Source organism: Streptomyces luteolifulvus, from assembly GCF_008806595.1.
GTDB classification, from domain to species: domain Bacteria; phylum Actinomycetota; class Actinomycetes; order Streptomycetales; family Streptomycetaceae; genus Streptomyces; species Streptomyces luteolifulvus.
Map to the genome: position 1 here is coordinate 142,767 of NZ_VZRB01000017.1, position 23,085 is coordinate 165,851.

Consider the following 23,085-nt stretch of genomic DNA (forward strand, 5'->3'; position numbering starts at 1 on the left):
GGGACGCGCAGGGTCACTTGCCGAAGGCGAGCATCAGCTTCTCCCTCGATTCGTCATTGCCGGTCAGCCGGGTGGTGGAGAGGTAGAAGCGGCCGTCGACCCAGTCGAAGTCCTTGGAGAAGAAGCTGTTCTCGATGTCCGCGGTGCCCGCCGGGTTCTGGAGCAGCTTCGTCGGCGTGTGGGCGCCGCCGGTGGTCGGGATGGACACGATCTGCCCGCCCGTGTCGTAGGAGGGCCCCACATAGGCGATGAGCTTGCCGTCCTCGACCCTGATCGGCAGCATCGACTCCTCCGCCGGGGACTTGACGCGCCACTTCTCCTTGCCGCTCGCGAGGTTGACGGCGACGATCTCGTTGGCGCCGCCGGTCGCCTCGGTGGGCAGGTAGAGGGTGTCCGCGTCGGCGGCCACGCCCAGGCAGCCCTGGAGGTCGCGCTCCAGGACCGCCCAGCCGCACTGGGGGGCGAAGTCCTCGTCGAAGCCGACCTGGGAACGGAACGTGCCGTTCGCGGTGAACGCCGAGATGTTCCAGGCGTTCTTGTCCTTGTTGGTGCCGTAGACGACGAGCGGGTCCAGCGAGTAGACCCGGCTGACCGTCCAGCCCTTGTCGAACTTCTGGGTCCACTTGACCTTGCCGGTCGTGGGGTCGAGCTCCTGCATCTCGTCGTGCTCGCCCGCGCCGGTGGCGTCGCAGGACGCGACGGAGATCAGCCGGGTGCCGCCCGCGAACGCGGTCGGGAAGCAGGCGTCGCCGTACTTCTTCTTGTCGAACAGCTTCTTGCCGGTGGTGATGTCGTACGCCGTCCCGGACTGCGAGCGGCCCACCATCAGCGTCTTGCCGGCGACCGTCAGCTCGATGCTGATCACGCTGTCGAACAGCGCGCCGTCGGCGACCTGGGCGCTCCAGCCCTTCTTGCCGGTGTTCAGATCGATCTGCTGGAGCCGGTTGCACTTGGCGCGGTCGCTGGAGCCGCTCATGTACGCCACGACGATCTTGTCGTCGGACGTCTGCTGCGGGGTGACCGCGCAGATCTTCTGGTCGAAGGCGACGGGTTCCCAGGCCGGGTTGCCGTCGCCGACGCGGTAGGCGAACAGCTGCTTGTAGGCGGCCTTCACCGCGGTCCTGTCGGTGATCCACATGCCGGGGGCGTCAGCGCCGGAACCGGGCGCGTCGGGCGCCTCCTTGTACCAGAGCACCTTCGCCTCGCCGGGCTTGCGGCCTTCGTTGAGGTCCTCGGGGTCGGAGCCGCCGTCGCCGCTGCCGTCACCGGGGTCGGCCGGGTCGGTGGAGGCCTTCGCGTCGTCGCTCTTCCCGGCGACGGGCTTCTTGTCCTTGTCGTCGTCGCCGCTGCTGACGGCGAACACGGTCCCGCCGATGACGAGCAGCGCCGCCACCGCGGCCCCGATGACGAGCGCGGGCCTGCCCTTGAAGGGATTGCTGCCGGGCGGCGGGGTGCCGGGCGCGCCGGGGTACTGCGGCTGCGGCGGGTAGCCGTAGCCGGGCTGCTGTCCGTAGGGGCCGGGCTGCTGGGGCGGGCCGTACGGTCCCGGCTGGGCGTAGGGACCGGGCTGGGCATACGGTCCCGGCTGCTGCGGATAGCCGTAACCGGGCTGCGACGGCGGGGTCTGCGCTGGCGGCGGCGTCTGACCCGGCGGAGTCTGCGGAGGCGGTGTCTGCGGGGCGCCGAACGCGCCGCCCGTCGGCGGCTGGTCCTGCGGCGCGCCGAAACCGCCCTGCGGCGGCTGACTTGGCGGCTGGCTCATCAGCGGTTCCCCCCTTGTGACCGATGTGGCGCCGCGCTCGGTGGCGCTGCGTTTCCGCCACACACGTTGTTCTCAGACGGTTCTCAGACGGCTCTTTCTATCACCCGGCACCGACAGCACACCGGGCCGTGTCCGCCCCTGTACCCAAGGGAGGACCGGCCCGTGACGCCCTCGTTATGCTCCTTCACGCACCCTTCACCGGACTACACGTCCTCGGCGAGTTCCAGCCAGCGCAGCTCCAGTTCCTCCCGCTGACCGGCCAAGTCACGCAGTTCGGTGTCGAGTTCGGCGACCTTTGCGAAGTCCGTCGCATGCTGGGCGATCCGGTCGTGCAGCGTGGTCTCCCGCTCGGCGACCTTGTCCAACTGCCGCTCGATCTTCTGGAGTTCCTTCTTTGCGGCGCGCTGGTCGGCGGCGCTCTTCTCGGGCGCGGCCTTCTGGACCGCGGGAGCCGCGGCGGCCGCCGCCGCCTCCATCGTGTGGCGCCGCTCGATGTACTCGTCGATACCGCGCGGCAGCATCCGCAGCGTGGCGTCGCCGAGCAGGGCGAAGACCTTGTCGGTGGTGCGCTCGACGAAGAACCGGTCGTGGGAGATGACGATCATCGACCCCGGCCAGCCGTCGAGTACGTCCTCCAGCTGCGTCAGGGTCTCGATGTCGAGGTCGTTGGTGGGCTCGTCGAGGAAGAGGACGTTGGGCTCGTCCATGAGGAGCCGCAGCAGCTGGAGGCGGCGCCGCTCACCGCCGGACAGGTCCCCCACCGGAGTCCACTGCTTCTCCTTGTTGAACCCGAAGGTCTCGCAGAGCTGACCGGCCGTCATCTCGCGTCCCTTGCCGAGGTCGACGCGCTCGCGCACCCGTTGTACGGCCTCCAGCACACGCAGGTTCGGGTCGAGTTCGCCGACCTCCTGGGAGAGGTAGGCGAGCTTGACGGTCCTGCCGACCGCGACCCGTCCACCGGCCGGCTGGGTCTCGCCCTCGGTGCGTGCCGCGTCGGCCATGGCGCGCAGCAGGGAGGTCTTGCCGGCACCGTTGATGCCGACCAGGCCGATCCGGTCGCCGGGTCCGAGCTGCCAGGTCACATGCTTGAGCAGCACCTTGGGGCCGGCCTGGACGGTGACATCCTCGAGGTCGAAGACGGTCTTGCCGAGCCGGGAGGAGGCGAACCTCATCAGCTCACTGGTGTCCCGGGGCGGCGGTACGTCCTTGATGAGCTCGTTGGCGGCCTCGACACGGAAGCGGGGCTTGGAGGTACGGGCCGGGGCGCCGCGGCGCAGCCAGGCGAGCTCCTTGCGGACGAGGTTCTGCCGCTTGGTCTCCTCGGTGGCCGCGATGCGCTCGCGTTCGGCGCGGGCGAAGACGTAGTCGGAGTAGCCGCCGTCGTATTCGTGGACGTCGCCGCGCTGCACGTCCCACATGCGGGTGCAGACCTGGTCGAGGAACCAGCGGTCGTGTGTCACACAGACGAGCGCGGACCGCCGCTCGCGCAGGTGCTGCGCCAGCCAGGAGATGCCCTCGACGTCGAGGTGGTTGGTGGGCTCGTCGAGGACGAGCAGGTCCTGTTCGTCGATGAGCAGCTTGGCGAGGGCGATACGGCGGCGCTCGCCGCCGGACAGCGGCCCGATGACGGTGTCGAGGCCCTGCGGGAACCCGGGCAGGTCGAGTCCGCCGAAGAGACCGGTGAGTACGTCGCGGATCTTGGCGTTGCCGGCCCACTCGTGGTCGGCGAGGTCCCGGATGACCTCGTGCCGGACGGTGGCCTCCGGGTCGAGGGAGTCGTGCTGGGTCAGCACGCCGAGCCGCAGGCCGCCGGAGTGGGTGACGCGTCCGGTGTCGGCCTCCTCCTGCTTGGCGAGCATCCGGATCAGGGTGGTCTTGCCGTCGCCGTTGCGGCCGACGACGCCGATGCGGTCCCCTTCGGAGACGCCGAGGGAGACACCGTCGAGGAGGGTACGGGTGCCGTACACCTTGCTGACGTTCTCGACATTGACCAGGTTGACGGCCATTTCTCTCCTGCCAGGGGGGATCGGTCAGCCTCCCAGCGTAATGTGCGCCGGTCGGTGGCCGGTCCCCCGCTGGTCAGGGGCGGTCGCGCAGGTCGGCGGACGGCCGCGCGGACCTCGTCGAGCAGGTCGTGCAGGGTGCGGCCGGGGCACGCGGTCTGCGGCCGGTCCCGGTGTCCGCCGAGAGTCCGGGCCCCCTCAACCGCCGTCAACCGCCCAGCACCGTCGCACCCGGTGCCGGTCCCGCCGCCGTGCGGACCGTCCGGCAGGTGCCGGAGGAGCGCAGGGCCTCCGCCACCTTCGCGGCCGACTCGGGGTCGCGGGCGAGGAACGCCGTGGTCGGGCCCGAGCCCGAGACGAGTGCGGCGAGGGCGCCCGCGGCGCGGCCCGCGGCGAGGGTGTCGGCGAGTTCGGGGAAGAGGGACAGGGCCGCGGGCTGGAGGTCGTTGGAGACGGCGGCGCCGAGCGCGTCCGGGTCGCCCTTGGCCAGGGCGTCGATCAGTTCCTGGGAGGCGACGGGATCCGGGATGTCCCGGCCCTCGCCGAGCCGGTCGAACTCGCGGAAGACGGCCGGCGTCGACAGTCCGCGCCCGGCCATCGCGAACACCCAGTGGAAGGTGCCGCCCACCTCGAGCGTCCTGAGCTTCTCGCCCCGGCCGGTGCCGAGGGCCGCGCCGCCCACCAGGCTGAAGGGCACATCGCTGCCCAACTCGGCGCAGATGTCGAGGAGTTCGTCACGGGAGGCGCCCGTACCCCACAGGGCGTCGCACGCCGCCAGCGCGCCCGCGCCGTCCGCGCTGCCGCCCGCCATGCCGCCGGCGACCGGGATGTCCTTGGCGATGTGGATGTGGACGTCGGGGGAAAGGCCGTACCGCGCGGCGAGCGCTTCGGCCGCGCGGGCGGCCAGGTTGCTGCGGTCGAGGGGGACCTCCGCCGCGTCCGGCCCCTCGCAGGTGATGCGAAGTTCCCCGGCCGGGGTCACGGTGACCTCGTCGTAGAGGCCGACCGCGAGGAAGACGTTGGCCAGGTCGTGGAAGCCGTCGGGGCGTGCGGCACCCACCGCGAGCTGGACGTTGACCTTGGCGGGGACGCGTACGGTGACGCTCACTGGTGACCGGGCTCCTTGTTCTGGGCGTTCTCGGCGATGCGCGCGAACTCCTCGACCGTCAGGGACTCCCCGCGAGCCTGGGGCGAGACTCCGGCCGCGACGAGGGCCGTCTCGGCCGCGGCGGCCGATCCCGCCCACCCCGCGAGCGCCGCCCGCAGGGTTTTGCGCCGCTGCGCGAACGCCGCGTCGATCACCGCGAAGACCTCGGCCTTGCTCGCGGTCGTCTTGACCGGCTCGGCCCTGCGGACGAGGGAGACCAGCCCGCTGTCGACGTTCGGCGCCGGCCAGAAGACGGTGCGCCCGATCGCGCCGGACCGCTTGACCTCGGCGTACCAGTTGGCCTTCACCGAGGGGACGCCGTACACCTTCGAGCCGGGCGCGGCGGCGAGCCGGTCGGCGACCTCGGACTGGACCATCACGAGGGTGCGCTCGATGCTCGGGAAGGTGTCGAGCATGTGCAGCAGCACCGGCACCGCCACGTTGTACGGCAGGTTGGCGACCAGCGCGGTCGGGGCGGGGCCCGGCAGTTCCGTGACATGCATCGCGTCGCAGTGCACGAGCGCGAACCGGTCGGCGCGGGCGGGCATCCGGGCCGCGACGGTCGCGGGCAGCGCGGCGGCGAGTACGTCGTCGATCTCGACGGCGGTGACCCGGTCGGCCGCCTCCAGCAGCGCCAGGGTGAGCGAGCCGAGTCCCGGGCCGACCTCGACGACCACGTCGTCGGGCCGTACCTCCGCGGTGCGGACGATACGGCGGACCGTGTTCGCGTCGATCACGAAGTTCTGGCCGCGCTGCTTGGTGGGGCGGACCCCTAGGGCGGCCGCGAGCTCACGGATGTCGGCGGGGCCCAGAAGGGCGTCGGGGGCGGGGCTGCTGCTCACGGCACAAGGGTACGGGGCGGCGGCGGGCCTCCCTCACGCGTGCAGCCGCTCCCCGGCGTACGGCAGGGCTCGCCCCCGCGCCGCACGGACAGCCTCATCGCCCGCACCGTCTGCCCGGCCGCCGGACTCGCATGCCGCGAGGGCCCCGGTTCGACCGGCCGCGCCGCGCGCCCGCACGCGTGCGCAGGGGGATACGTGATCTCGCCCACGGTCGCCGCGCTCGCGCGGACCATCCGCGCCGGGCCGTCAACCGTGATCGTCACCGCGCGCTCGGTGCGCACCGCGAGCCCGCGCGGCCTCAGTAGCCGAACGCGCGGGCGGTGTTCGCGGCGAGGGCCGTGGCCAGTGTGTCCTCGTCGGTGCCGCGTACCGCGGCCATGGCGCGCACGGTGACCGGGACGAGATACGGGGCGTTGGGCCGCCCTCGGTACGGCGCCGGCGTCAGGAACGGCGCGTCGGTCTCCACCAGGACCAGCTCCAGCGGGGCCACGGCGAGGGCGTCCCGCAGGTTCTGGGCGTTCTTGAAGGTGACGTTTCCGGCGAAGGACATGAAGTACCCGGCGCGGGCGCAGATCTCCGCCATCTCGGCGTCCCCGGAGTAGCAGTGGAACACCGTCCGCTCGGGGGCGCCCTCCTCCTTCAGGACCCGCAGTACGTCGGCGTGGGCGTCACGGTCGTGGATGACCAGGGCCTTGCCGTGCCGCTTGGCGATCTCGATATGGGCGCGGAAGGACTTCTCCTGTGCCTCCTTGCCCTCGGGCCCCGTGCGGAAGTAGTCCAGTCCCGTCTCGCCGACGCCCTTGACGTGGGGCAGCGCGGCCAGCCGGTCGATCTCGGCGAGCGCCGCGTCGAGGCCGGCGTCCCCGCCCGGCTCGCGCGCGCCCTGCCGGGACCAGCCATCGGGGTCGCCGTGGACGATGCGCGGGGCCTCGTTGGGGTGCAGGGCGACGGTCGCGTGGACGGCGTCGTACCGGGCCGCCGTCTCGGCCGCCCACCGGGAGCCGCGCACGTCGCAGCCCACCTGGACGACCGTCGTCACACCGGCCGACGCGGCTTTATCGAGCGCCTCCTCGACCGTGCCGGACTGCATGTCCAGGTGGGTGTGGGAGTCGGCGACCGGCACCCGCAGGGGCTCCGGGAGCGGCGGTGCCGCGTTCTTGTGCGAGGCGTCGGAGGCGTTCGAAGGCATGCCCCGATCCTACGAAAGGGGCATGCCTTCGCGGACTCCCGAGCGGTCAGCCCGCCTTGCGGTGGAAGGCGTGCAGGAGATCGGACAGATGCCAGTGGTGGGTTTCCTTCGGCTCCCCCGGCTCCCCCGGCGTCACAGGCTCCGCCCGCTCCTCCGGCTTCCTCGGCGCCGGCGGGTGCACCGCGTGGAGCACCGTCGACACCTGGCCCGCGCGCATGATCCGTACGACATGGCCGTCACAGTTGTGGCAGGCCGGCCGGCTCAGCGGGGACGGGACGACCCGGCCGTTCGCCACGTAGATGACGAACTCGTGGCCCTCGGCGTCCGTGTGGTGCTCTATCTCGTACGACTGCTCCCAGCCGTGCCCGCAGCGCATGCAGGCGAAGGAATACGACTCGTGAACGACTGCGGTGGCCGCATCGCGGATCTGCCCTGCGATCTCGCTCATGCCAGCTCCTCCGGTCCGCTGGACTCGGGGACGGTGTGCCCCCCTTCGCCCAGTGGACGCTTCCGCCGACGTGAATGCACCTGGCCTGTCGAGTGTTGGAGCCGATTTGGACTCTGCTTGCCAAAGCGGCTCGCTCAGCGGGTCCGGGCTTTGCTTTCGACGACAGCCCTTTGCCGGCCCGTGGGGCGCATGCTCAGCGGAGATGCGCCCTGCTCAGAGGTGTGTGCGCTCCCTCACAGGCTGGTCCGCCCGGCGGCGTTCTTCGCGGCGACCACCGCGTCGAACACCTCCCGCTTGGGCAGGCCCGCCTCGGCGGCCACCGCGGCGATCGCCTCCTTGCGCCGCTCCCCCGCCTCCTCGCGCACCCGCACCCGGCGCACCAGCTCGTCCGCGCCGAGCTCTTCTCCGCTCTTCTCGGGGGCGCCCTCCACGACGACGGTGATCTCCCCGCGTACGCCCTCAGCGGCCCATGCGGCCAGCTCGCCCAGCCCGCCGCGCCTGACCTCCTCGTACGTCTTGGTCAGCTCCCGGCAGACGGCGGCCCGCCGGTCCGTGCCGAACACCTCGGCCATGGCGGCGAGGGTGTCGTCGAGCCGGTGCGGCGCCTCGAAGTAGACGAGGGTCCGGCGCTCCTCCGCGACCTCGCGCAACCGGGACAGCCGCTCGCCCGCCCTGCGCGGCAGGAACCCCTCGAAGCAGAAGCGGTCGACGGGCAGCCCGGACAGCGCGAGCGCGGTGAGCACGGCGGACGGGCCGGGGACGGCGGTGACCCGGACGTCCTTCTCGACGGCGGCAGCCACCAGCCGGTACCCGGGGTCGGAGACGGACGGCATGCCCGCGTCCGTCACGAGCAGCACCCGCGCGCCGCCCACGAGTTCCTCGACCAGCTCGGGCGTACGGGCGGACTCGTTGCCCTCGAAGTACGACACGACGCGCCCCTTCGGCGTGACGCCGAGCGCCTGCGTCAGGCGCCGCAGCCGCCGGGTGTCCTCGGCGGCGACGACATCGGCGCCGGCCAGCTCCTCGGCGAGCCGGGGCGGGGCGTCGGAGATGTCACCGATCGGAGTGCCTGCGAGGACGAGGGTTCCAGTCACGCCCCCATCCTCCCAGGGGCCGGGGAATGCCCCGCACCGGATGGGGCACGAACCGGACGCACGGGCGCCCGTCGGCCCCATGCACGGGACTCACACAGAACGGTTCCCTACGATGGCGCGGTGACCAGTACCGCGTCCTCCACGGACACCCGGCAGGGCCAGGCACCGCACGACCAGCGGCCGTCGTGGCAGCAGCGGCTGCGCCGTTTCGGATACACGGCCCCGCGCAGAAGCGACGTCCGCGACCGTCTGGTGCCGCCGTACGTCCAGCCCAGCCCCCGGGTGTGGCAGGTCCTCGGCGTGCCGCACACCCTCGCCGAGCGCCTCGGCCGCTGGTCCGGCTGGGGCGGTCCGCTGCTGGTGACGCTGCTGGCGGGCGTGCTGCGGTTCTGGAACCTGGGCAGCCCGAAGGCGGTGATATTCGACGAGACGTACTACGCCAAGGACGCCTGGGCGCTGGTCCACCGCGGCTTCGAGGTCAACTGGGACAAGAACGCCAACGACCTCGTCCTGTCGTCGGGCGGCCATGTCACGATCCCGACGGACGCGGCGTATGTGGTGCATCCTCCGGTCGGCAAGTACGTCATCGGCCTGGGCGAGCTGATCTTCGGCTTCGACCCGTTCGGCTGGCGCTTCATGACGGCCCTGCTCGGCACGCTGTCCGTGCTGATGCTGTGCCGCATCGGGCGCAGGATCTTCCGCTCCACCTTCCTGGGCTGCCTCGCGGGCGCGCTGATGGCGGTGGACGGTCTGCACTTCGTGATGAGCCGCACGTCGCTGCTCGACGGGGTGCTGATGTTCTTCGTGCTGGCCGCGTTCGGCTGCCTGGTGATCGACCGCGACAAGGCGCGCGAGAAACTCGCGGCCGCGCTCCCCGCCGACGCCGACGGGCAGGTCCGCCCCGACGCGCACGTGGCGGAGACGACCCGGCTGGGCCGGCGCCCCTGGCGCTGGCTGGCCGGCCTGATGCTGGGCCTGGCGATCGGGACCAAGTGGAACGGCCTCTACATCCTGGCCGCGTTCTGTGTGATGGCGGTGCTGTGGGACGTGGGCTCCCGCAAGGTCGCGGGCGCCGGCCGCCCGTACGTCGCGGTCCTCCGGCACGACCTGGGCTTCGCGTTCCTGGCCACGGTGCCGGTGGCGATCGTCACGTACATCGTCTCGTGGACGGGCTGGATCCTCTCCCCCGCGGACGGCAGCGGCGGCTACTACCGCAACTGGGCCGCGAACGACGGCAAGGGCGGCAGCTGGACCTGGCTCTTCCCCGACTGGTGGCGCAGCCTGTGGCACTACGAGCACGAGGTGTACCAGTTCCACGTCGGCCTGTCCTCGCCGCACACCTACCAGTCCAACCCGTGGAGCTGGCTCGTCCTCGGCCGTCCCGTCTCGTACTTCTACGAGTCCCCCGCCCCCGGCAAGGACGGCTGCCCCGCCGACGCGGGCGAGAAGTGCGCCCGGGAGGTCCTGGCGATCGGCACCCCGCTGCTGTGGTGGGTGGCCTGCTTCGCGGTCCTGTACGTGCTGTGGCGCTGGTTCTTCCGCCGCGACTGGCGCGCGGGCGCCATCGCCTGCGGCATCGTGGCCGGCTACCTCCCCTGGTTCATGTACCAGGAGCGCACGATCTTCCTCTTCTACGCCGTCGTCTTCCTGCCCTTCCTCTGCCTGGCCGTGGCGATGCTCCTGGGCGCGATCATCGGCCCCCCGGGATCCACCGACACCCGCAGAGTCGTGGGCGCAACAGCCGCGGGCGTCGTGGTCCTCCTGATCAGCTGGAACTTCATCTACTTCTGGCCCCTGTTCACCGGCCAGGCCATCCCGATCGACGACTGGCGGTCGCGGATGTGGCTGGACACCTGGGTGTAGCAGCGAAACTCGTGTCCCGCGTACAACCTGCGCACCACTTGCGTGGTCTGGGATACGCCGGTGCCGCAGGCGCGGTGGCCGGCGCTCCCAATGGCCTGGGGCGCCCCGCCAGGTGTCCCCGCATGCACTGGAGAACGCCCGCATGCACGCACGTGTACGCACTGCCCTCGCCGCGGTCGCCGTGGCCGGACTCGCCGGTGGTCTGGTGACGGTCGCCGGTGGCGCCGCCTCCGCCGCAGGATCGGGTCTGCAGGGTGACTTCAACGGGGACGGCTACCGCGATGTCGCCGTCTCCGCCCCGACCGCCACCGTCGGCGGCAAGGCCTACGCCGGCCAGATCGCGGTGATGTACGGATCGGCGAGCGGCCTCAAGGCCACGAGCCGGACCGTGATCAGCCAGAACTCCGCCGGGATTCCGGGCAGCGCCGAGAAGGACGATCTGTTCGGCTCCGCCACCGCCGCCGGCGACTTCAACGGCGACGGCTACGCCGACCTCGCCGTGGGCGCCCCGGGCGAGGACGTGGGCAGCGACACCGACGGCGGCGCCGTCACCCTCGTCTGGGGCTCCGCCTCCGGTCTTACGGGCGGCACCACCGTCGCCGACCCGGACCCCTCCGGGCAGGACGAGTTCGGGCAGTCGCTGGCCTCCGGCGACTTCGACCCCGACGGCAAGGCCGACCTGGCCGTCGGCGGCACCTCCGCCAAGGTGTGGATCTTCCGGGGCGGCTTCACCAAGACCGGCGGCAACGGCGGCAAGTACTACGCCGCACCGCGCATCATCAAGGGAAGCGACGCCGGGGCCATGCACCTGTCCACGGGGGACTTCAACGGAGGCGGCGGCGACGATCTGATCGTAGGCGGCTACGACTCCGACACGCGCTACAGCACCAACGTCCTGATCTACGCCTCGCCCACCGGCACCAAGCTGGACAGCGGCTCCCAGGAGGATCTGGCGGCCGGCATGCTCAGCGCCATGGGGGACCTCAACGGTGACGGCAAGGACGACGTCGTCATCGGCGAGACCTGGGACAGCGACATACCCGGCGCCATGAAGGGCGGCAAGCTCAACGTCATCTACGGCAACGACTACAGCTCCTACAAGGTCAACTCCATCAGCCAGGACACCGCGGGCGTCCCCAGCGCCGCGGAGACCGCCGACCGCTTCGGCTGGGAGGTCTCCCTCGGCGACATCGACGGTGACGGCTACGCCGACATCGCCGTCGGCGCGACCGGCGAGAACCTCACGACCGACGGCACCGCCGTGGCCGACGCCGGCGCGGTCACCGTTCTGTACGGCTCGGCCTCCGGGGTCACCGCCGCCGGCAGCCAGTACTTCCACCAGGACACCCCCGGCGTCCCGAGCGCCAACGAGAAGTCCGACTTCTTCGGCGGCGAGGTGTTCCTCTCCGACGTCAACGGCGACAACAAGGCCGACCTGACCATCGGCACCAACGGGGAGAACGACTGGAACGGCAACGTCACCGGCCTCCTCTCCGACGGTACCGCGATCGACACCGCCGGCGTCGTCTCCTTCGGTCCGTCCGCCGTGGGCATCTCCACGAGCGGATACCCCGAGTTCGGCAGCATCATGGCCGGCTGACAAACACGCCACGCCGCCCCACAACTATCCGAAAACTCACCTCACAGGCTCCCCTCACGCCACATACAGTGCGAAGGACTGAAAACGGGGAGGGAGCGCGTCATGCGCAAGGGGGTCAAGGCCGCCGTCGTCGGCGGTGTGTTCGCCGCGATGGTGGGCGGGGCGGGGTACGGGGCGTTCAACTTCGTGTCCGCGCTGAACGGGGACGGGGATTCGGGGGCGAGCGGCCCGGCACCGGTGAAGTCGGGGCCGCCGAGCGGTGCCGAGGTCAAGGAGACGACGGCCAAGTTCTTCGCGGCCTGGGAGAAGGGGCAGGCGTCGGCCGCCGCGTCGTACACGAACAACGACGCGGCGGCCGAGACCGTGCTGACGTCCTACGGCCAGGACGCGCGCATCACGAAGGTGCGGATCACACCCGGTACGGCGGCCGGTGACACGGTGCCGTTCTCGGTGAAGGCGACGGTCACGTACCAGGGGAAGTCGAAGCCCCTGGCGTACAGGAGCGAACTGACCGTCGTGCGCGGGGTGACGACCGGGCGGGCGTTGGTCGACTGGCAGCCGTCCGTCGTCCACCCCGAGCTGAAGAAGGGCGACACGCTCATCACGGGCGAGTCGGCGACCGCGCCGATCGAGGCGGTGGACCGCGACGGGACCGTACTGACGAAGGACAAGTACCCTTCTCTCGGCCCGATTCTGGACGAACTGCGCGCCAAGTACGGGGACAAGGCGGGCGGAACGCCCGGCGTCGAGCTGTCGATCCGGCACGAGGCGGAGGACGCGGCCGACACCTCGCTGCTGACCCTCGCCAAGGGCAGGCCCGGCAAGCTGCGCACCACGCTCGGAGCGAGCGCCCAGGCGGCGGCCGAGAAGGCGGTCAAGCGGTACGCCCAGTCGTCGGTAGTGGCGGTGAAGCCGAGCACCGGTGAGGTGCTGGCCGTGGCGAACAACCGGACGGACGGGTGGAACGCGGCCTTCCTCGGCGAGGTCGCCCCCGGCTCCACGATGAAGATCGTCAGCGCGGCGACCCTCATCGACCTCGGGCTCACCACCGCGAGCGGTCCGGCGACCTGTCCGCCCGAGGCGACCTGGCAGAGCCAGACCTTCCACAACCTCAAGGGCCTCGCCCCGAACGAGAACGCCACCCTCTCGGAGAGCTTCGCCCGTTCCTGCAACACGGCCTTCGTGAAGTTCGCCGACGACGTCGAGGTGGACTCGCTGACCAAGGAGGCCCAGGACCGCTTCGGGCTCGGCCGCGACAACTGGAAGGTCGGCATCCCGTCCTTCGACGGCTCGGTCCCCGCCTCCGGCGGTCCGGACACGGCGGCGAACCTGATCGGCCAGGGGCAGGTCCAGATGAGCCCGCTCGACATGGCGTCGGTGACGGCGACCGCGATCACGGGCCGGTTCCGGCAGCCGGTCATCGTGCCGCTGAGCCTCGACGACCGTGAACCGGCCACGGCGCAGGGCCTGTCGGCGAACACGGTGAGCCAGCTGCGCGCCATGATGAACCGCACCGCGACCAGCGGCACCGCGGCCGGTGTGATGGCGCAGCTGAGCGGCAGCATCGGCGCGAAGACCGGCTCCGCCGAGGTCGACGGGAAGGCCGTGGCCAACTCCTGGTTCACGGGATACCGCGACGACATCGCGGCAGCGGCCATGACGGAGGGCGGCGGCCACGGCAGCGACGCGGCGGGCCCGGTCGTACGGGACGTCCTGGCCGCGGGCGGCTGAGAGCCTGTGCCTCCGGCCGGATCAGGCCGGGCATGATGGGGGCTCCCGCGCGAGCGCAGCCGACAGGCGGGAGCGTGCTGAATGGGCGCCGCCCCGCGCGGGCAGCCGAGCGTGGGGCAGTGCTGCGCGGCGGCGGGCGCCCGGCCCGCGGAGGTGGCACAGGCGCTGACGTCGCGGACGTCGCGGACGTCACAGCAGGCTGACGTCACCCGCTCCGGACGGGACTCTAGGGTGGTTGCTGTCGTTGGGGTGCATGGGGGCAACGAGGGCAACGAGGACAGCGAGGGCTGCGGGGGCCCGGGGATTCGCGGAGGATCGAAGGCTGTGGGCAAGAGAAGGCGCGTCGACCAGCGGCGGAAGCCGAAGCCCGCCGTGCTCGGCGGGATGATCGCCGTGGTCGTGGTCGGCGCCGGCTTCGGCGTCTACGCGCTGTACGGCGGCGGGGCCGCGGCCGAGGACGGCTCCTCCTCGGCCGCCGAGAAGGCGAAGTCCGTCAAGACCAGTCCGCTGTCGGCGGCCGAGGTGAAGTCCACCGCCGAGCGTTTCCTCGCCGCCTGGCAGCAGGGCAGGCTCACCCGGGCAGCGGCGACGACCACCGACGCGAAGGCGGCCACCGCGCTGCTCACCGGCTACACCAAGGACGCCCGCATCAAGGACGTCACCATCACCCCCGGCACCCGCACCGGCGCCAAGGTCCCCTTCTCCGTGAAGGCGACGGTGACGTACAAGGGCACCAGCAAGCCGTTCACGTACGACAGTGCGCTCATGGTCGTCCGGCGGGTCAAGGACGGCAAGCCGCTGGTCGACTGGCACTCCGCCGTCCTCCACCCCGACCTCGGCGACGGCGACAGCCTGGTGACCGGCGCGTCCGGAACACCGCCGATCAAGGCCTTCGACCGGGACGGCGGTGAGATCACCGAGGCCAAGTACCCCTCGCTGGGCACGGTGCTGGACGGGCTGCGCGAGAAGTTCGGCAAGACGGCGGGCGGCAAGGCGGGCATCGAGCTGCGCGTGGTGCGGGGCAAGTCCTCGAAGTCGTCCGACAAGACGCTCGTGGAGCTGAGCAAGGGCACTCCGGGGCCGGTGAAGACGACGCTCAGCCCGGCCCTGCAGACGGCTGCCGAGCGGCAGGTGATGAAGCAGGAGCGAGCGTCGGTGGTGGTGCTGCGCCCCTCGACGGGCGAGATCCTCGCGGTGGCCAACACCAGCCACGGCTTCAACACCGCGCTCCAGGGCTCGCTGGCCCCCGGTTCGACGATGAAGGTCATCACGTCGTCGCTGCTGATCGAGAAGGGCCTGGCGTCGGCGGACGAGGCGCACCCCTGCCCGAAGTACTTCACCTACGGCGGCTGGAAGTTCCAGAACGACGACAAGTTCTCGATCAAGGGCGGCACCTTCAAGGCGAGCTTCGCCCGCTCCTGCAACACGGCGTTCATCAGCCAGGCGCCCGAGCTGGAGAACGACGACCTGACGAAGCAGGCGCAGCAGGTCTTCGGGCTGGGCCTGAACAACTGGGCCATCGGAGTCCCGTCGTTCGACGGAGCGGTGCCGGTGCAGTCGGCTGCCCAGAAGGCGGCGGAGCTCATCGGTCAGGGCGGGGTCAGGATGAACCCGCTGAACATGGCGTCGGTCGCGGCCACGGTCGAGGGCGGCACCTTCCGCCAGCCGTACCTGGTGTCCGCGAAGGCGGACAACCGCACCATGGCCACCGCCTCGCGCACGATGTCCGCGGGCACGCTGTCGCAGCTGCGGGACCTGATGCGGTACACGGCGGCGTACGGTACGGCGGCGGAGGCGATGTCCGGTCTCGGGCCCGACTACGGCGCCAAGACGGGCTCCGCGGAGGTCGACGGCCAGAAGAAGGCGAACGGCTGGTTCACCGCCTACCGGGGCGACCTCGCGGCCGCGGGCGTGGTCCAGGCGGGCGGCCACGGCGGCGACACGGCGGGCCCGATCGTGGCGTCACTGCTGAAGTCGGGCGGCTGATCCGCGGCGACCGATCAGTGCGCCACCGGCTGCGCGGCGGCCAGGTACGTCCGCCGCAGGAACCGCAGCAGCGCCTTGCTCTCGAACTGCACCACCGAGACGCCCTGCGCGGAGTGGAACTCGACGACAGCCTGCACGCGACCGCACGGCCACACACGTACCTCGCCCGTGCCGGCCGGGGCGCGCAGGCCCTGTTCCAGGAGTGCCCGCGCGAAGGTCCATTCATGGGTTCCGGGCAGGTCGACCCGTACCGAGCGCGGGTCCGCCTCCGGGTCATAGCGCAGGACCACGGGGACGGCCTCGTCCTCGGGGAAGTCCGCGTCCGTGACGATGTGGGCTCGAGCGTACTGTTCGACTACAGACATCCGACGGCCCCTTACACTGCGCGACCTGTGCGAAAGCTGTGCATCCGCTTCCTCTCCAATGTCGCATATTTTCCGTATCGCGCTCCCTGGGGTCGTAGATCTCACATGCACGATGCACGAGTACCTCGCTCTTGCAAGTAGTTCGCAACAAGCCACTATCATCGAACGGTGCATGTGCCTGACGGATTCATCAACGCCCCGGCCTCCGCCGCGACCGGTGTCGTCGCCGCGGCCGCCATCGCCGTGAGCCTGCGCGGCGCGCGCCGCGAACTCGACGAACGCACCGCGCCGCTGGCCGGACTGGTGGCGGCGTTCATCTTCGCCGTACAGATGCTGAACTTCCCCGTCGCCGCCGGCACCAGCGGACATCTGCTGGGCGGCGCGCTCGCGGCGATACTCGTCGGCCCCTTCACCGGGGTCCTCTGTGTCTCCGTGGTGCTGCTGATGCAGGGCATCCTGTTCGCGGACGGCGGTCTGACCGCGCTCGGCGTGAACATCACGGACATGGCGATCGTCACGACGGTCGTGGCGTATGCCGTCTTCCGTGGCCTGGTGATGGTGCTGCCGCGCGGGCGGCGCTCGGTCACCGTGGCCTCCTTCGTCGCCGCCCTTCTCTCCGTCCCGGCCGCGGCCGTCGCGTTCACGCTGCTCTACGCGGTCGGCGGGACCGCGGACGTCTCCCTCGGCAAGGTCGCGACCGCCATGATCGGTGTGCACGTCCTCATCGGCATCGGCGAGGCCGCGATCACCGCGCTGACCGTCGGCGCCGTGATCGCCGTACGCCCGGACCTCGTGCACGGGGCGCGCGGCCTGCGGCAGAGGCTCAAGCTGCGGGTGAACGGCGAGCTCGTCGACGTGCCGGACGCCGAGCCCGTCCCCGTCGCCGCCCGGTCGCACCGCACCATGTGGGCGGTGGGCCTGGTCACCTCCCTCGTGCTCGCCGGATTCGTCAGCTTCTACGCCTCCACGAGCCCGGACGGCCTGGAGAAGGTCGCCGCCGACCACGGCATCGACAAGAAGACCGAGCAGCACGCGTCCTCCGGCTCCCCGCTCGCCGACTACGGCGTCAAGGACGTCGACGACTCCCGGCTCTCCGGCGGTCTCGCAGGCGTGATCGGCGTCGGCGTCACCGTCGTCGCCGGCAGCGGGGTGTTCTGGGCGGTGCGCAGGCGTCGTACGAGCGACGCCTCTCCCGTGAGCACGGGCGTCTGACATGGGCGCCGGGCACACGCACAGGCTCTACCGGCACGGGCACTCGCCCGTGCACGGCCTGCCGCCGCACACCAAGCTCGCCGCGACGTTCGCGTTCGTGGTGGTCGTGGTGTCGACGCCGCGCGAGGCGATGTGGGCGTTCGGGCTGTACGCCGTGCTGCTGGGCGCCGTCGCACACGTCGCCCGCGTGCCCGCCGGCTTCCTGCTCAAACGGCTGCTGATCGAGGTCCCGTTCGTCGCGTTCGCCGTGCTGATGCCGTTCGTGGCGGAGGGCGAGCGGGTCGAGGTGCTCGGGATGTCGCTGAGCGTCGGCGGGCTGTGGGGCGCCTGGAACGTGCTCGCCAAGGGCACTCTCGGCGTCGCCGCCTCCGTGCTCCTCGCCGCCACCACCGAGCTGCGCGAACTCCTGCTCGGCCTGCAACGGCTCAAGCTGCCGCCGCTGCTGGTGCAGATCGCGTCCTTCATGATCCGCTACGGCGACGTCATCACCGACGAGATGCGGCGGATGCGGATCGCCCGGGAGTCGCGGGGCTTCGAGGCCCGGGGCGTGCGGCACTGGGGAGTGCTCGCGAAGTCCGCGGGCGCGCTGTTCATCCGCTCCTACGAGCGCGGCGAGCGGGTGCACCTGGCCATGGTCAGCCGTGGTTATGCCGGTTCGATGCCGGTCATCGACGAGGTGACCGCGTCCCGGGCGCAGTGGTCGTACGCCCTCGCCCTTCCCTGCGCCGCCCTCGTCGTCTGTCTGCTGGGATGGGCCCTGTGACACCTTCACTGGAAGTGGCCGGACTGGCCTTCGCGTACCCCGACGGGCATCAGGCCCTGTTCGGCGTGGACTTCTCGATCGGGCGCGGCGAGCGGGTCGCGCTGCTCGGGCCGAACGGCGCCGGCAAGACGACCCTCGTCCTGCACCTCAACGGCATCCTGAGCGGGGGCACGGGCACGGTGCACGTGGCCGGACTGCCCGTCGGCCGGCAGCACATGGCGGAGATCCGGCGGAAGGTCGGCATCGTCTTCCAGGACCCGGACGACCAGCTCTTCATGCCGAGCGTCCGGGAGGACGTGGCGTTCGGGCCCGCGTCAGCCGGGCTGAAGGGGCCGGAGCTGGAGGAGCGCGTGGACCGGGCGCTCGCGCGGGTCGGCATGGCGGAGTTCAAGGACCGGCCCCCGCACCATCTCTCGTTCGGGCAGCGGCGGCGGGTGGCCGTGGCGACCGTGCTCGCCATGGAGCCGGAGATCCTCGTCCTGGACGAGCCGTCCTCCAACCTCGACCCGGCCTCCCGCCGCGAACTGGCGGACATCCTACGGTCGTTGGACGTGACGGTGCTGATGGTCACCCATGATCTGCCGTACGCGCTGGAGTTGTGCCCGCGTTCGCTGATCCTGAGCGACGGCACGATCGCGGCGGACGGAAAGACGGCGGAGCTGCTCGCCGACGACGAGCTGATGCGCGCCCACCGGCTGGAGCTGCCGTTCGGCTTCGATCCGCGTTCCGTGCCGGCGGCCGGCGGCCGTCCGTGACAATGGGCGCGTGACGAACGAGGAGAGAACCGACCCGTGCGCCTCGCTGCTGCTGGACGAGCAGCTGTGCTTCGCGCTGTACGCGGCCCAGCGCGCGATGACGGCGGCGTACCGTCCGCTCCTCGACGAGCTCGGGCTCACCTACCCGCAGTACCTGGTCCTGCTGGTGCTGTGGGAGCGCGGCGAGACCACGGTCAAGGAGCTGGCGGCGGCGCTGCGGCTCGACTACGGCACGGTGTCGCCGCTGCTGAAGCGGCTGGGAAGCGCGGGGCTCGTACGCCGGGAGCGGGCGGCGCACGACGAGCGGACGGTGCTCGTCTCGTGCACGGGGCGCGGGGAGGAGCTGCGGGAGCGCGCGGCCCGTGTGCCCGGTGCGCTGCTCGCGGCGGCGGAGCTCGACGGGTCGGAGGTCGCGCGCCTGCGCGAGGAGTTGCTGGGGCTTGCGCGACGGGCCGGGGCGGCAGCCGAGCGCACACCGTGATCCGGCGTTACCCGCGGTTGCGGCCCCCTGGTCACGAGAACTGACCTACCAGCCAGTACCTTGTGCACGATGCACTTGTGCGCACCTGTCCTGGGGAGGCCGGCCATGACCGACGCCACCGCGGTCGAGACCGCAGTCGACACGCGTCCGTCGAAGATCGTCTACGTCGCGGAAGCCACCGCGCACGGTGGCCGGGACGGCTATGTCACCAGCCAGGACGGCCAGATCGAGCTGAGGGTGGCGATGCCGCCGGAGCTTGGCGGCGACGGCAGCGGAACCAACCCCGAGCAGCTGTTCGCGGCCGGCTACAGCTCCTGTTTCCACAACGCGCTGGTCCTGGTCGGCCGCCGGTCCGGATTCGACCTGACCGGGTCCACGGTCGCCGCGAAGGTCGGCATCGGCCCGAACAAGCAGCGCGGCTACGGCCTCGCGGTCGCCCTCAGTGTCTCGCTGCCGGTCCTCGACCCGAACACCGCGGAGAAGCTGGTGGACGCGGCGCACGAGGTCTGCCCGTACTCCAACGCGACCCGCGGGAACATCGACGTAACGATCCTGCTTGGATGACGGCAGCTAGGAATCGAAGCGTCCGCGTGCGTGTTGCACCCACGGCCGAAGGTGGAGGACGAAGGAGTGCGGACGTGGACGTGAACGGCACAGTGGCCGAGGGCTTCGAGCCGGTCAGGACGGCGTTCGCGCGGAACTTCGAGGTGTTCGGGGACCGGGGCGCGGCCGTCGTGGTCTACCGGGACGGACACAAGGTCGCCGACCTGTGGGGCGGCACACAGGACGTCGACGGGACGCGGCCCTGGGAGCGGGGCACGGCCCAGATCGTGCGCTCGGCGACGAAGGGTGTCGCCGCCGCCGTACTCCTCCTGCTGCACCAGCGCGGGGAGCTGGACCTGGACGCGCCCGTCGGCGACTACTGGCCGGAGTTCAAGGCGGCGGGCAAGGAGCGGACGCTGGTGTGGCATCTGCTCGCGCACCGCGCGGGCGTGCCGGTGCTGGACCGGCCGTTGACGCCCGCGCAGGCCGCCGACCCGGTGCTCGGCGCCGAGGCGGTCGCGGCGCAGACGCCGGCGTGGGAGCCGGGAACGGACCACGGGTACCACGCGCAGACGTACAGCTGGCTGACGGGCGAGCTGGTCCGACGGGTCTCGGGCCGTTCGATCGGCGAGTGGATCGCGGACGAGATCACCGGGCCGGTGGGGGCGGACCTGTGGCTGGGCCTGCCGGAGAGCGAACGTTCGCGCGTGGGTCGGGTGGCGCAGATCGAGGCACCTGGGACCGCCGCGGGCGGATTGCGCACACGACCCAAGCGGGCGGTCGCCGAGGCCTACACCGATCCGGAGTCGCTCACCCGCCGCGCGTTCGCGGCGATCACCCCGATGCCGGACGAGAACGACCCCGCGTACCGGGCGGCCGTCCTGCCCGCCTCCAACGGCATCGCCACGGCGGACGGACTGGCCCGCTTCTACGCGTCACTCATCGGCGAAGTGGACGGCGGGGTACGCCTGTTCGCACCGGAGACGGTGGACCTGGCCCGGGGCGAACGCTCCGCGGGCCCCGACCGCGTCCTGGTCGTGGGCACGCGCTTCGGCCTCGGCCACATGCTGCACGGCGGCGCGTGCCCGCTGCTGTCCCCCGCCTCGTTCGGCCACCCGGGCCGCGGCGGCGCCCTCGGCTTCGCCGACCCGCCCTCGGGCATCGCCTTCGCCTATGTGACGAACGGCTTCCACAAGAGCGTGACCGCGGATCCGAGGGCCCAGGCCCTGATACGAGCGGTACACAAGTCGCTACCGGCCTCGGGCTGAGAGCGAGCCCTGTCGCGACCGCGGCCCGGTCGGCGTCAAGGGCCCGCCTCCCGGCGCGCATCCACCCCCTCACACCGGTGACTCGGCCAATGCCTCGCGGTACCACGGTGCGTAGCGGGCGAAGTCTGTTGTGAAGGACCGGACCGGGGGCGTCGAGAGCTGGGACCACAGGCGGTCGGTGGCGTACCAGCGGTCCAGGGCGATCAGGGAGAGGTGGCGCCTGTAGAGGAGGTCGTCGGCCGTGTCGAGGTGGGACAGGGCCTCCTCGCGGGTCAGGGTGCCCTCCGGGAGCGGGAGGTCCAGGGACCGGCAGACCGTGCTGACCAGGTCGCGCGCGGACACCGGCTCGGGGTGGGCCGCGTGCAGGACGCGGCCGGCGGGCGGGTGCGGGGACAGGGCCAGTTCGGTCAGGACCGCGGCCAGGGAGGACGCGGAGATCAGGGACAGTCGGGCCGCGCCGTCGTCCACCCAGTGCGGCAGGCGGCGCAACAGCCGGAGGAGCGCGGGCACGAACCAGGTGTCGCCCTCGCCGTAGACGAGGTAGGGACGCAGCACGGTCCCGCCGGCCGCCAGGACGAGCCGCTCCCCCGCGAGCCGGGTGACGCTGGTCGCGGAGACCGGCGTCTCGGGCAGCCGTCCCTCGGGCTCGCCCCTGTGCGGCCCGTCGCCGTACACGGCGGCCGTGCCCAGCTGGACGAAGCGGCGCACGCCGGCCCGCCGGGCCTCGGCGAGGAGGGCGCGGGTGCCCTCGTGGTTGACGGCCCGGCAGTCCGCCTCGCTGCCGCCGATCCGGGCCGCCAGGTGCAGGACGGTGGTGACGCCTTCGCACACTCCGTGCAGCGTGCCGGGATCGGCGAGGTCGCCGTGCACGGTCTCCAGGTCACCCGGGCCGCGGCCGGGGGCCGGCCGGCGGTGCGTGAGCAGTCGTATCGCCGGCCCCTGCGGCGTGAGGGCCGCGGCCGTCCGCAGCAGGGGCACGACATGGGAACCGACGAAGCCGGTCCCGCCCGCCACCAGGATCCGTTCGGGTCTTAATGACAGTCTCAACGACAGCCTTCCGTCGGCGCGGTCGGTGAATGCGGCACCACTGTCCTCAAACACGCCTTCGAGAGCAATAGGATTCGGACATTCCGCTCACGCCGCGGCGGTCCCGCCCCCTTGTGCCACCGTCGAACGCCGCATCAAATCAGCCAGTACGGCGGCCAGTTCGCTGACCGAGTTCTCGCGCAGCAGCGCGCTCGCCGGTACCGGAATCCGCAGCGCCCTTTCGAGCCTGCGCTGCAGGGCGAGCGCGGTGAGGGAGTCGACTCCCTGGCTGTAGAGGGGTCGGTCCCGGTGGATGCGGTGGGCGGGCGGGATGTCCAGATAGGTCGCCAGGTTGCGGCAGAGGAAGCTCTCCATGGCCTGGGGTGTGGTGGGTATTCCTGACACGGTCTCTCCCTTCATTGATGGACCCGGATGCCGTCAAGTGCGCGGCCTGGGCTGCGAGTTGCGCAGTGCACGCGGCTCCGGTCCCGGCCGGGGCCCCGCCCCCGCCGACCAGACGAGGTGGAACCTCCAGCGCCGCAGCCGCCAGCCGTCGGGGGTGCGCACGGCCTCGCCCTCGCTGTAACCGCCGATGTCGAAGCGACCTGACGGGTCCGGCCCGTCCTCGTGGTGGATGTGCGAGGCGACCAGGTGGATACGGATGCGGGCCGTGTCGCCGTCGACGTGGATGCCGTAGGTGGAGGCGAGGTGGTGCGTGCGGGCGAACCGGGACTTCTTCTCCAGGTGGAAGGCGGCGAGCCCGTCCAGCCCGGACGCCCTGCCGACCGGGAACTCCAGCCGGCAGTCGTCGGTGAAGACGCCGCGCGTCCAGGTGTCGTCGAAGCCGTGCTCGTCCTGGGTGTCGAGCAGGGTGATGTACCGGTCGATCAGCTCGGTGAGCTCGGCCCGGTCGGTCAGGGTCCGCACCTGTGCGCGCAGGGCGGCGAGTTCGGCCTCGGGAACGGTGACGGTGGCGGGCTGTTCGAGGGGCGGGGCGGTCATGAATC

General features: G+C 71.6%; 21 protein-coding genes. 10 read left to right on the top strand and 11 right to left on the bottom strand.

Features of this window, described 5'->3' with window-relative positions:
* Positions 1 to 13 precede the first annotated feature (13 nt).
* From F7R91_RS23950 to rsmI, 7 genes are all read right to left on the bottom strand, one after another.
* Entirely contained in the window at positions 14 to 1,762 is a 1,749-nt protein-coding gene (locus F7R91_RS23950; protein ID WP_150951164.1) for an outer membrane protein assembly factor BamB family protein, read from the bottom strand.
* Between the two features lie 203 nt (positions 1,763 to 1,965).
* Positions 1,966 to 3,768 carry an ABC-F family ATP-binding cassette domain-containing protein gene (locus F7R91_RS23955; protein ID WP_150951165.1) on the bottom strand — a complete coding sequence of 601 codons (1,803 nt, stop codon included), beginning with the start codon at positions 3,766 to 3,768 and terminating at the stop codon, positions 1,966 to 1,968.
* Between the two features lie 205 nt (positions 3,769 to 3,973).
* Positions 3,974 to 4,873 (bottom strand): 4-(cytidine 5'-diphospho)-2-C-methyl-D-erythritol kinase, encoded by a 900-nt coding sequence (locus F7R91_RS23960; RefSeq protein ID WP_150951166.1) that lies wholly within the window; start codon positions 4,871 to 4,873, stop codon positions 3,974 to 3,976.
* Positions 4,870 to 5,754 (bottom strand): 16S rRNA (adenine(1518)-N(6)/adenine(1519)-N(6))-dimethyltransferase RsmA, encoded by an 885-nt coding sequence (gene rsmA, locus F7R91_RS23965; protein ID WP_150951167.1) that lies wholly within the window; start codon positions 5,752 to 5,754, stop codon positions 4,870 to 4,872. Before rsmA ends, F7R91_RS23960 begins: the two co-directional genes overlap by 4 nt.
* Before the next feature lie 298 nt (positions 5,755 to 6,052).
* Complete coding sequence (locus F7R91_RS23970) at positions 6,053 to 6,943, bottom strand: TatD family hydrolase (protein ID WP_150951168.1); 891 nt, start codon at positions 6,941 to 6,943, stop codon at positions 6,053 to 6,055.
* 46 nt (positions 6,944 to 6,989) lie between these two features.
* On the bottom strand, positions 6,990 to 7,391 hold the full coding sequence (locus tag F7R91_RS23975; RefSeq protein ID WP_150951169.1) for a hypothetical protein: 402 nt from the start codon (positions 7,389 to 7,391) through the stop codon (positions 6,990 to 6,992).
* A 233-nt stretch (positions 7,392 to 7,624) separates the two neighbouring features.
* Positions 7,625 to 8,485 (bottom strand): 16S rRNA (cytidine(1402)-2'-O)-methyltransferase, encoded by an 861-nt coding sequence (rsmI, locus tag F7R91_RS23980; RefSeq protein WP_150951170.1) that lies wholly within the window; start codon positions 8,483 to 8,485, stop codon positions 7,625 to 7,627.
* Between the two features lie 120 nt (positions 8,486 to 8,605).
* Here rsmI and F7R91_RS23985 point away from each other — a divergent pair, with 120 nt between their 5' ends.
* From F7R91_RS23985 to F7R91_RS24000, 4 genes are all read left to right on the top strand, one after another.
* Positions 8,606 to 10,348 (top strand): dolichyl-phosphate-mannose--protein mannosyltransferase, encoded by a 1,743-nt coding sequence (locus F7R91_RS23985; RefSeq protein ID WP_150951171.1) that lies wholly within the window; start codon positions 8,606 to 8,608, stop codon positions 10,346 to 10,348.
* 142 nt (positions 10,349 to 10,490) lie between these two features.
* Positions 10,491 to 11,948: an FG-GAP-like repeat-containing protein gene (locus tag F7R91_RS23990; protein ID WP_150951172.1), complete on the top strand. Its 1,458-nt coding sequence runs from the start codon at positions 10,491 to 10,493 to the stop codon at positions 11,946 to 11,948.
* Between the two features lie 102 nt (positions 11,949 to 12,050).
* The gene (locus tag F7R91_RS23995) at positions 12,051 to 13,679 is read left to right on the top strand and encodes a penicillin-binding transpeptidase domain-containing protein (protein ID WP_150951173.1); all 1,629 of its coding nucleotides are present in this window, start codon (positions 12,051 to 12,053) and stop codon (positions 13,677 to 13,679) included.
* A gap of 324 nt (positions 13,680 to 14,003) precedes the next feature.
* Complete coding sequence (locus F7R91_RS24000) at positions 14,004 to 15,665, top strand: penicillin-binding transpeptidase domain-containing protein (RefSeq protein WP_150951174.1); 1,662 nt, start codon at positions 14,004 to 14,006, stop codon at positions 15,663 to 15,665.
* Between the two features lie 14 nt (positions 15,666 to 15,679).
* Here F7R91_RS24000 and F7R91_RS24005 read toward each other — a convergent pair whose 3' ends face one another.
* On the bottom strand, positions 15,680 to 16,030 hold the full coding sequence (locus F7R91_RS24005; protein WP_150951175.1) for an SsgA family sporulation/cell division regulator: 351 nt from the start codon (positions 16,028 to 16,030) through the stop codon (positions 15,680 to 15,682).
* A 168-nt stretch (positions 16,031 to 16,198) separates the two neighbouring features.
* On the opposite strand from F7R91_RS24005, the gene F7R91_RS24010 reads away from it, so the two are divergent.
* The 6 genes from F7R91_RS24010 (at position 16,199) to F7R91_RS24035 (ending at position 21,052) form a co-directional block, all read left to right on the top strand.
* Positions 16,199 to 17,242 (top strand): energy-coupling factor ABC transporter permease, encoded by a 1,044-nt coding sequence (locus F7R91_RS24010; protein ID WP_150951176.1) that lies wholly within the window; start codon positions 16,199 to 16,201, stop codon positions 17,240 to 17,242.
* Between the two features lies 1 nt (position 17,243).
* Positions 17,244 to 18,005: a cobalt ECF transporter T component CbiQ gene (gene cbiQ, locus F7R91_RS24015; RefSeq protein ID WP_150951177.1), complete on the top strand. Its 762-nt coding sequence runs from the start codon at positions 17,244 to 17,246 to the stop codon at positions 18,003 to 18,005.
* The gene (locus tag F7R91_RS24020) at positions 17,993 to 18,760 is read left to right on the top strand and encodes an energy-coupling factor ABC transporter ATP-binding protein (RefSeq protein ID WP_150951178.1); all 768 of its coding nucleotides are present in this window, start codon (positions 17,993 to 17,995) and stop codon (positions 18,758 to 18,760) included. Before cbiQ ends, F7R91_RS24020 begins: the two co-directional genes overlap by 13 nt.
* 10 nt (positions 18,761 to 18,770) lie before the next feature.
* Positions 18,771 to 19,241 carry a MarR family winged helix-turn-helix transcriptional regulator gene (locus F7R91_RS24025; protein ID WP_150951179.1) on the top strand — a complete coding sequence of 157 codons (471 nt, stop codon included), beginning with the start codon at positions 18,771 to 18,773 and terminating at the stop codon, positions 19,239 to 19,241.
* 105 nt (positions 19,242 to 19,346) lie between these two features.
* Positions 19,347 to 19,805, top strand: coding sequence for an organic hydroperoxide resistance protein (locus F7R91_RS24030; protein ID WP_150951180.1), 459 nt, complete (start codon positions 19,347 to 19,349; stop codon positions 19,803 to 19,805).
* A 74-nt stretch (positions 19,806 to 19,879) separates the two neighbouring features.
* Complete coding sequence (locus F7R91_RS24035; RefSeq protein WP_150951181.1) at positions 19,880 to 21,052, top strand: serine hydrolase domain-containing protein; 1,173 nt, start codon at positions 19,880 to 19,882, stop codon at positions 21,050 to 21,052.
* A gap of 69 nt (positions 21,053 to 21,121) precedes the next feature.
* Here the strand turns inward: F7R91_RS24035 and F7R91_RS24040 are convergent, their stop codons facing one another.
* Genes F7R91_RS24040 through F7R91_RS24050 form a run of 3 tightly spaced genes read right to left on the bottom strand, consistent with a single transcriptional unit; the run spans position 21,122 to position 23,080 of the window.
* Positions 21,122 to 22,153 (bottom strand): NAD-dependent epimerase/dehydratase family protein, encoded by a 1,032-nt coding sequence (locus tag F7R91_RS24040; protein WP_191971602.1) that lies wholly within the window; start codon positions 22,151 to 22,153, stop codon positions 21,122 to 21,124.
* A 33-nt stretch (positions 22,154 to 22,186) separates the two neighbouring features.
* Entirely contained in the window at positions 22,187 to 22,483 is a 297-nt protein-coding gene (locus F7R91_RS24045; protein WP_191971603.1) for an acyl carrier protein, read from the bottom strand.
* A gap of 33 nt (positions 22,484 to 22,516) precedes the next feature.
* A complete protein-coding gene (locus F7R91_RS24050; RefSeq protein ID WP_150951184.1) occupies positions 22,517 to 23,080 on the bottom strand; it encodes a nuclear transport factor 2 family protein in 564 nt (187 codons plus the stop codon).
* Positions 23,081 to 23,085 lie beyond the last annotated feature (5 nt).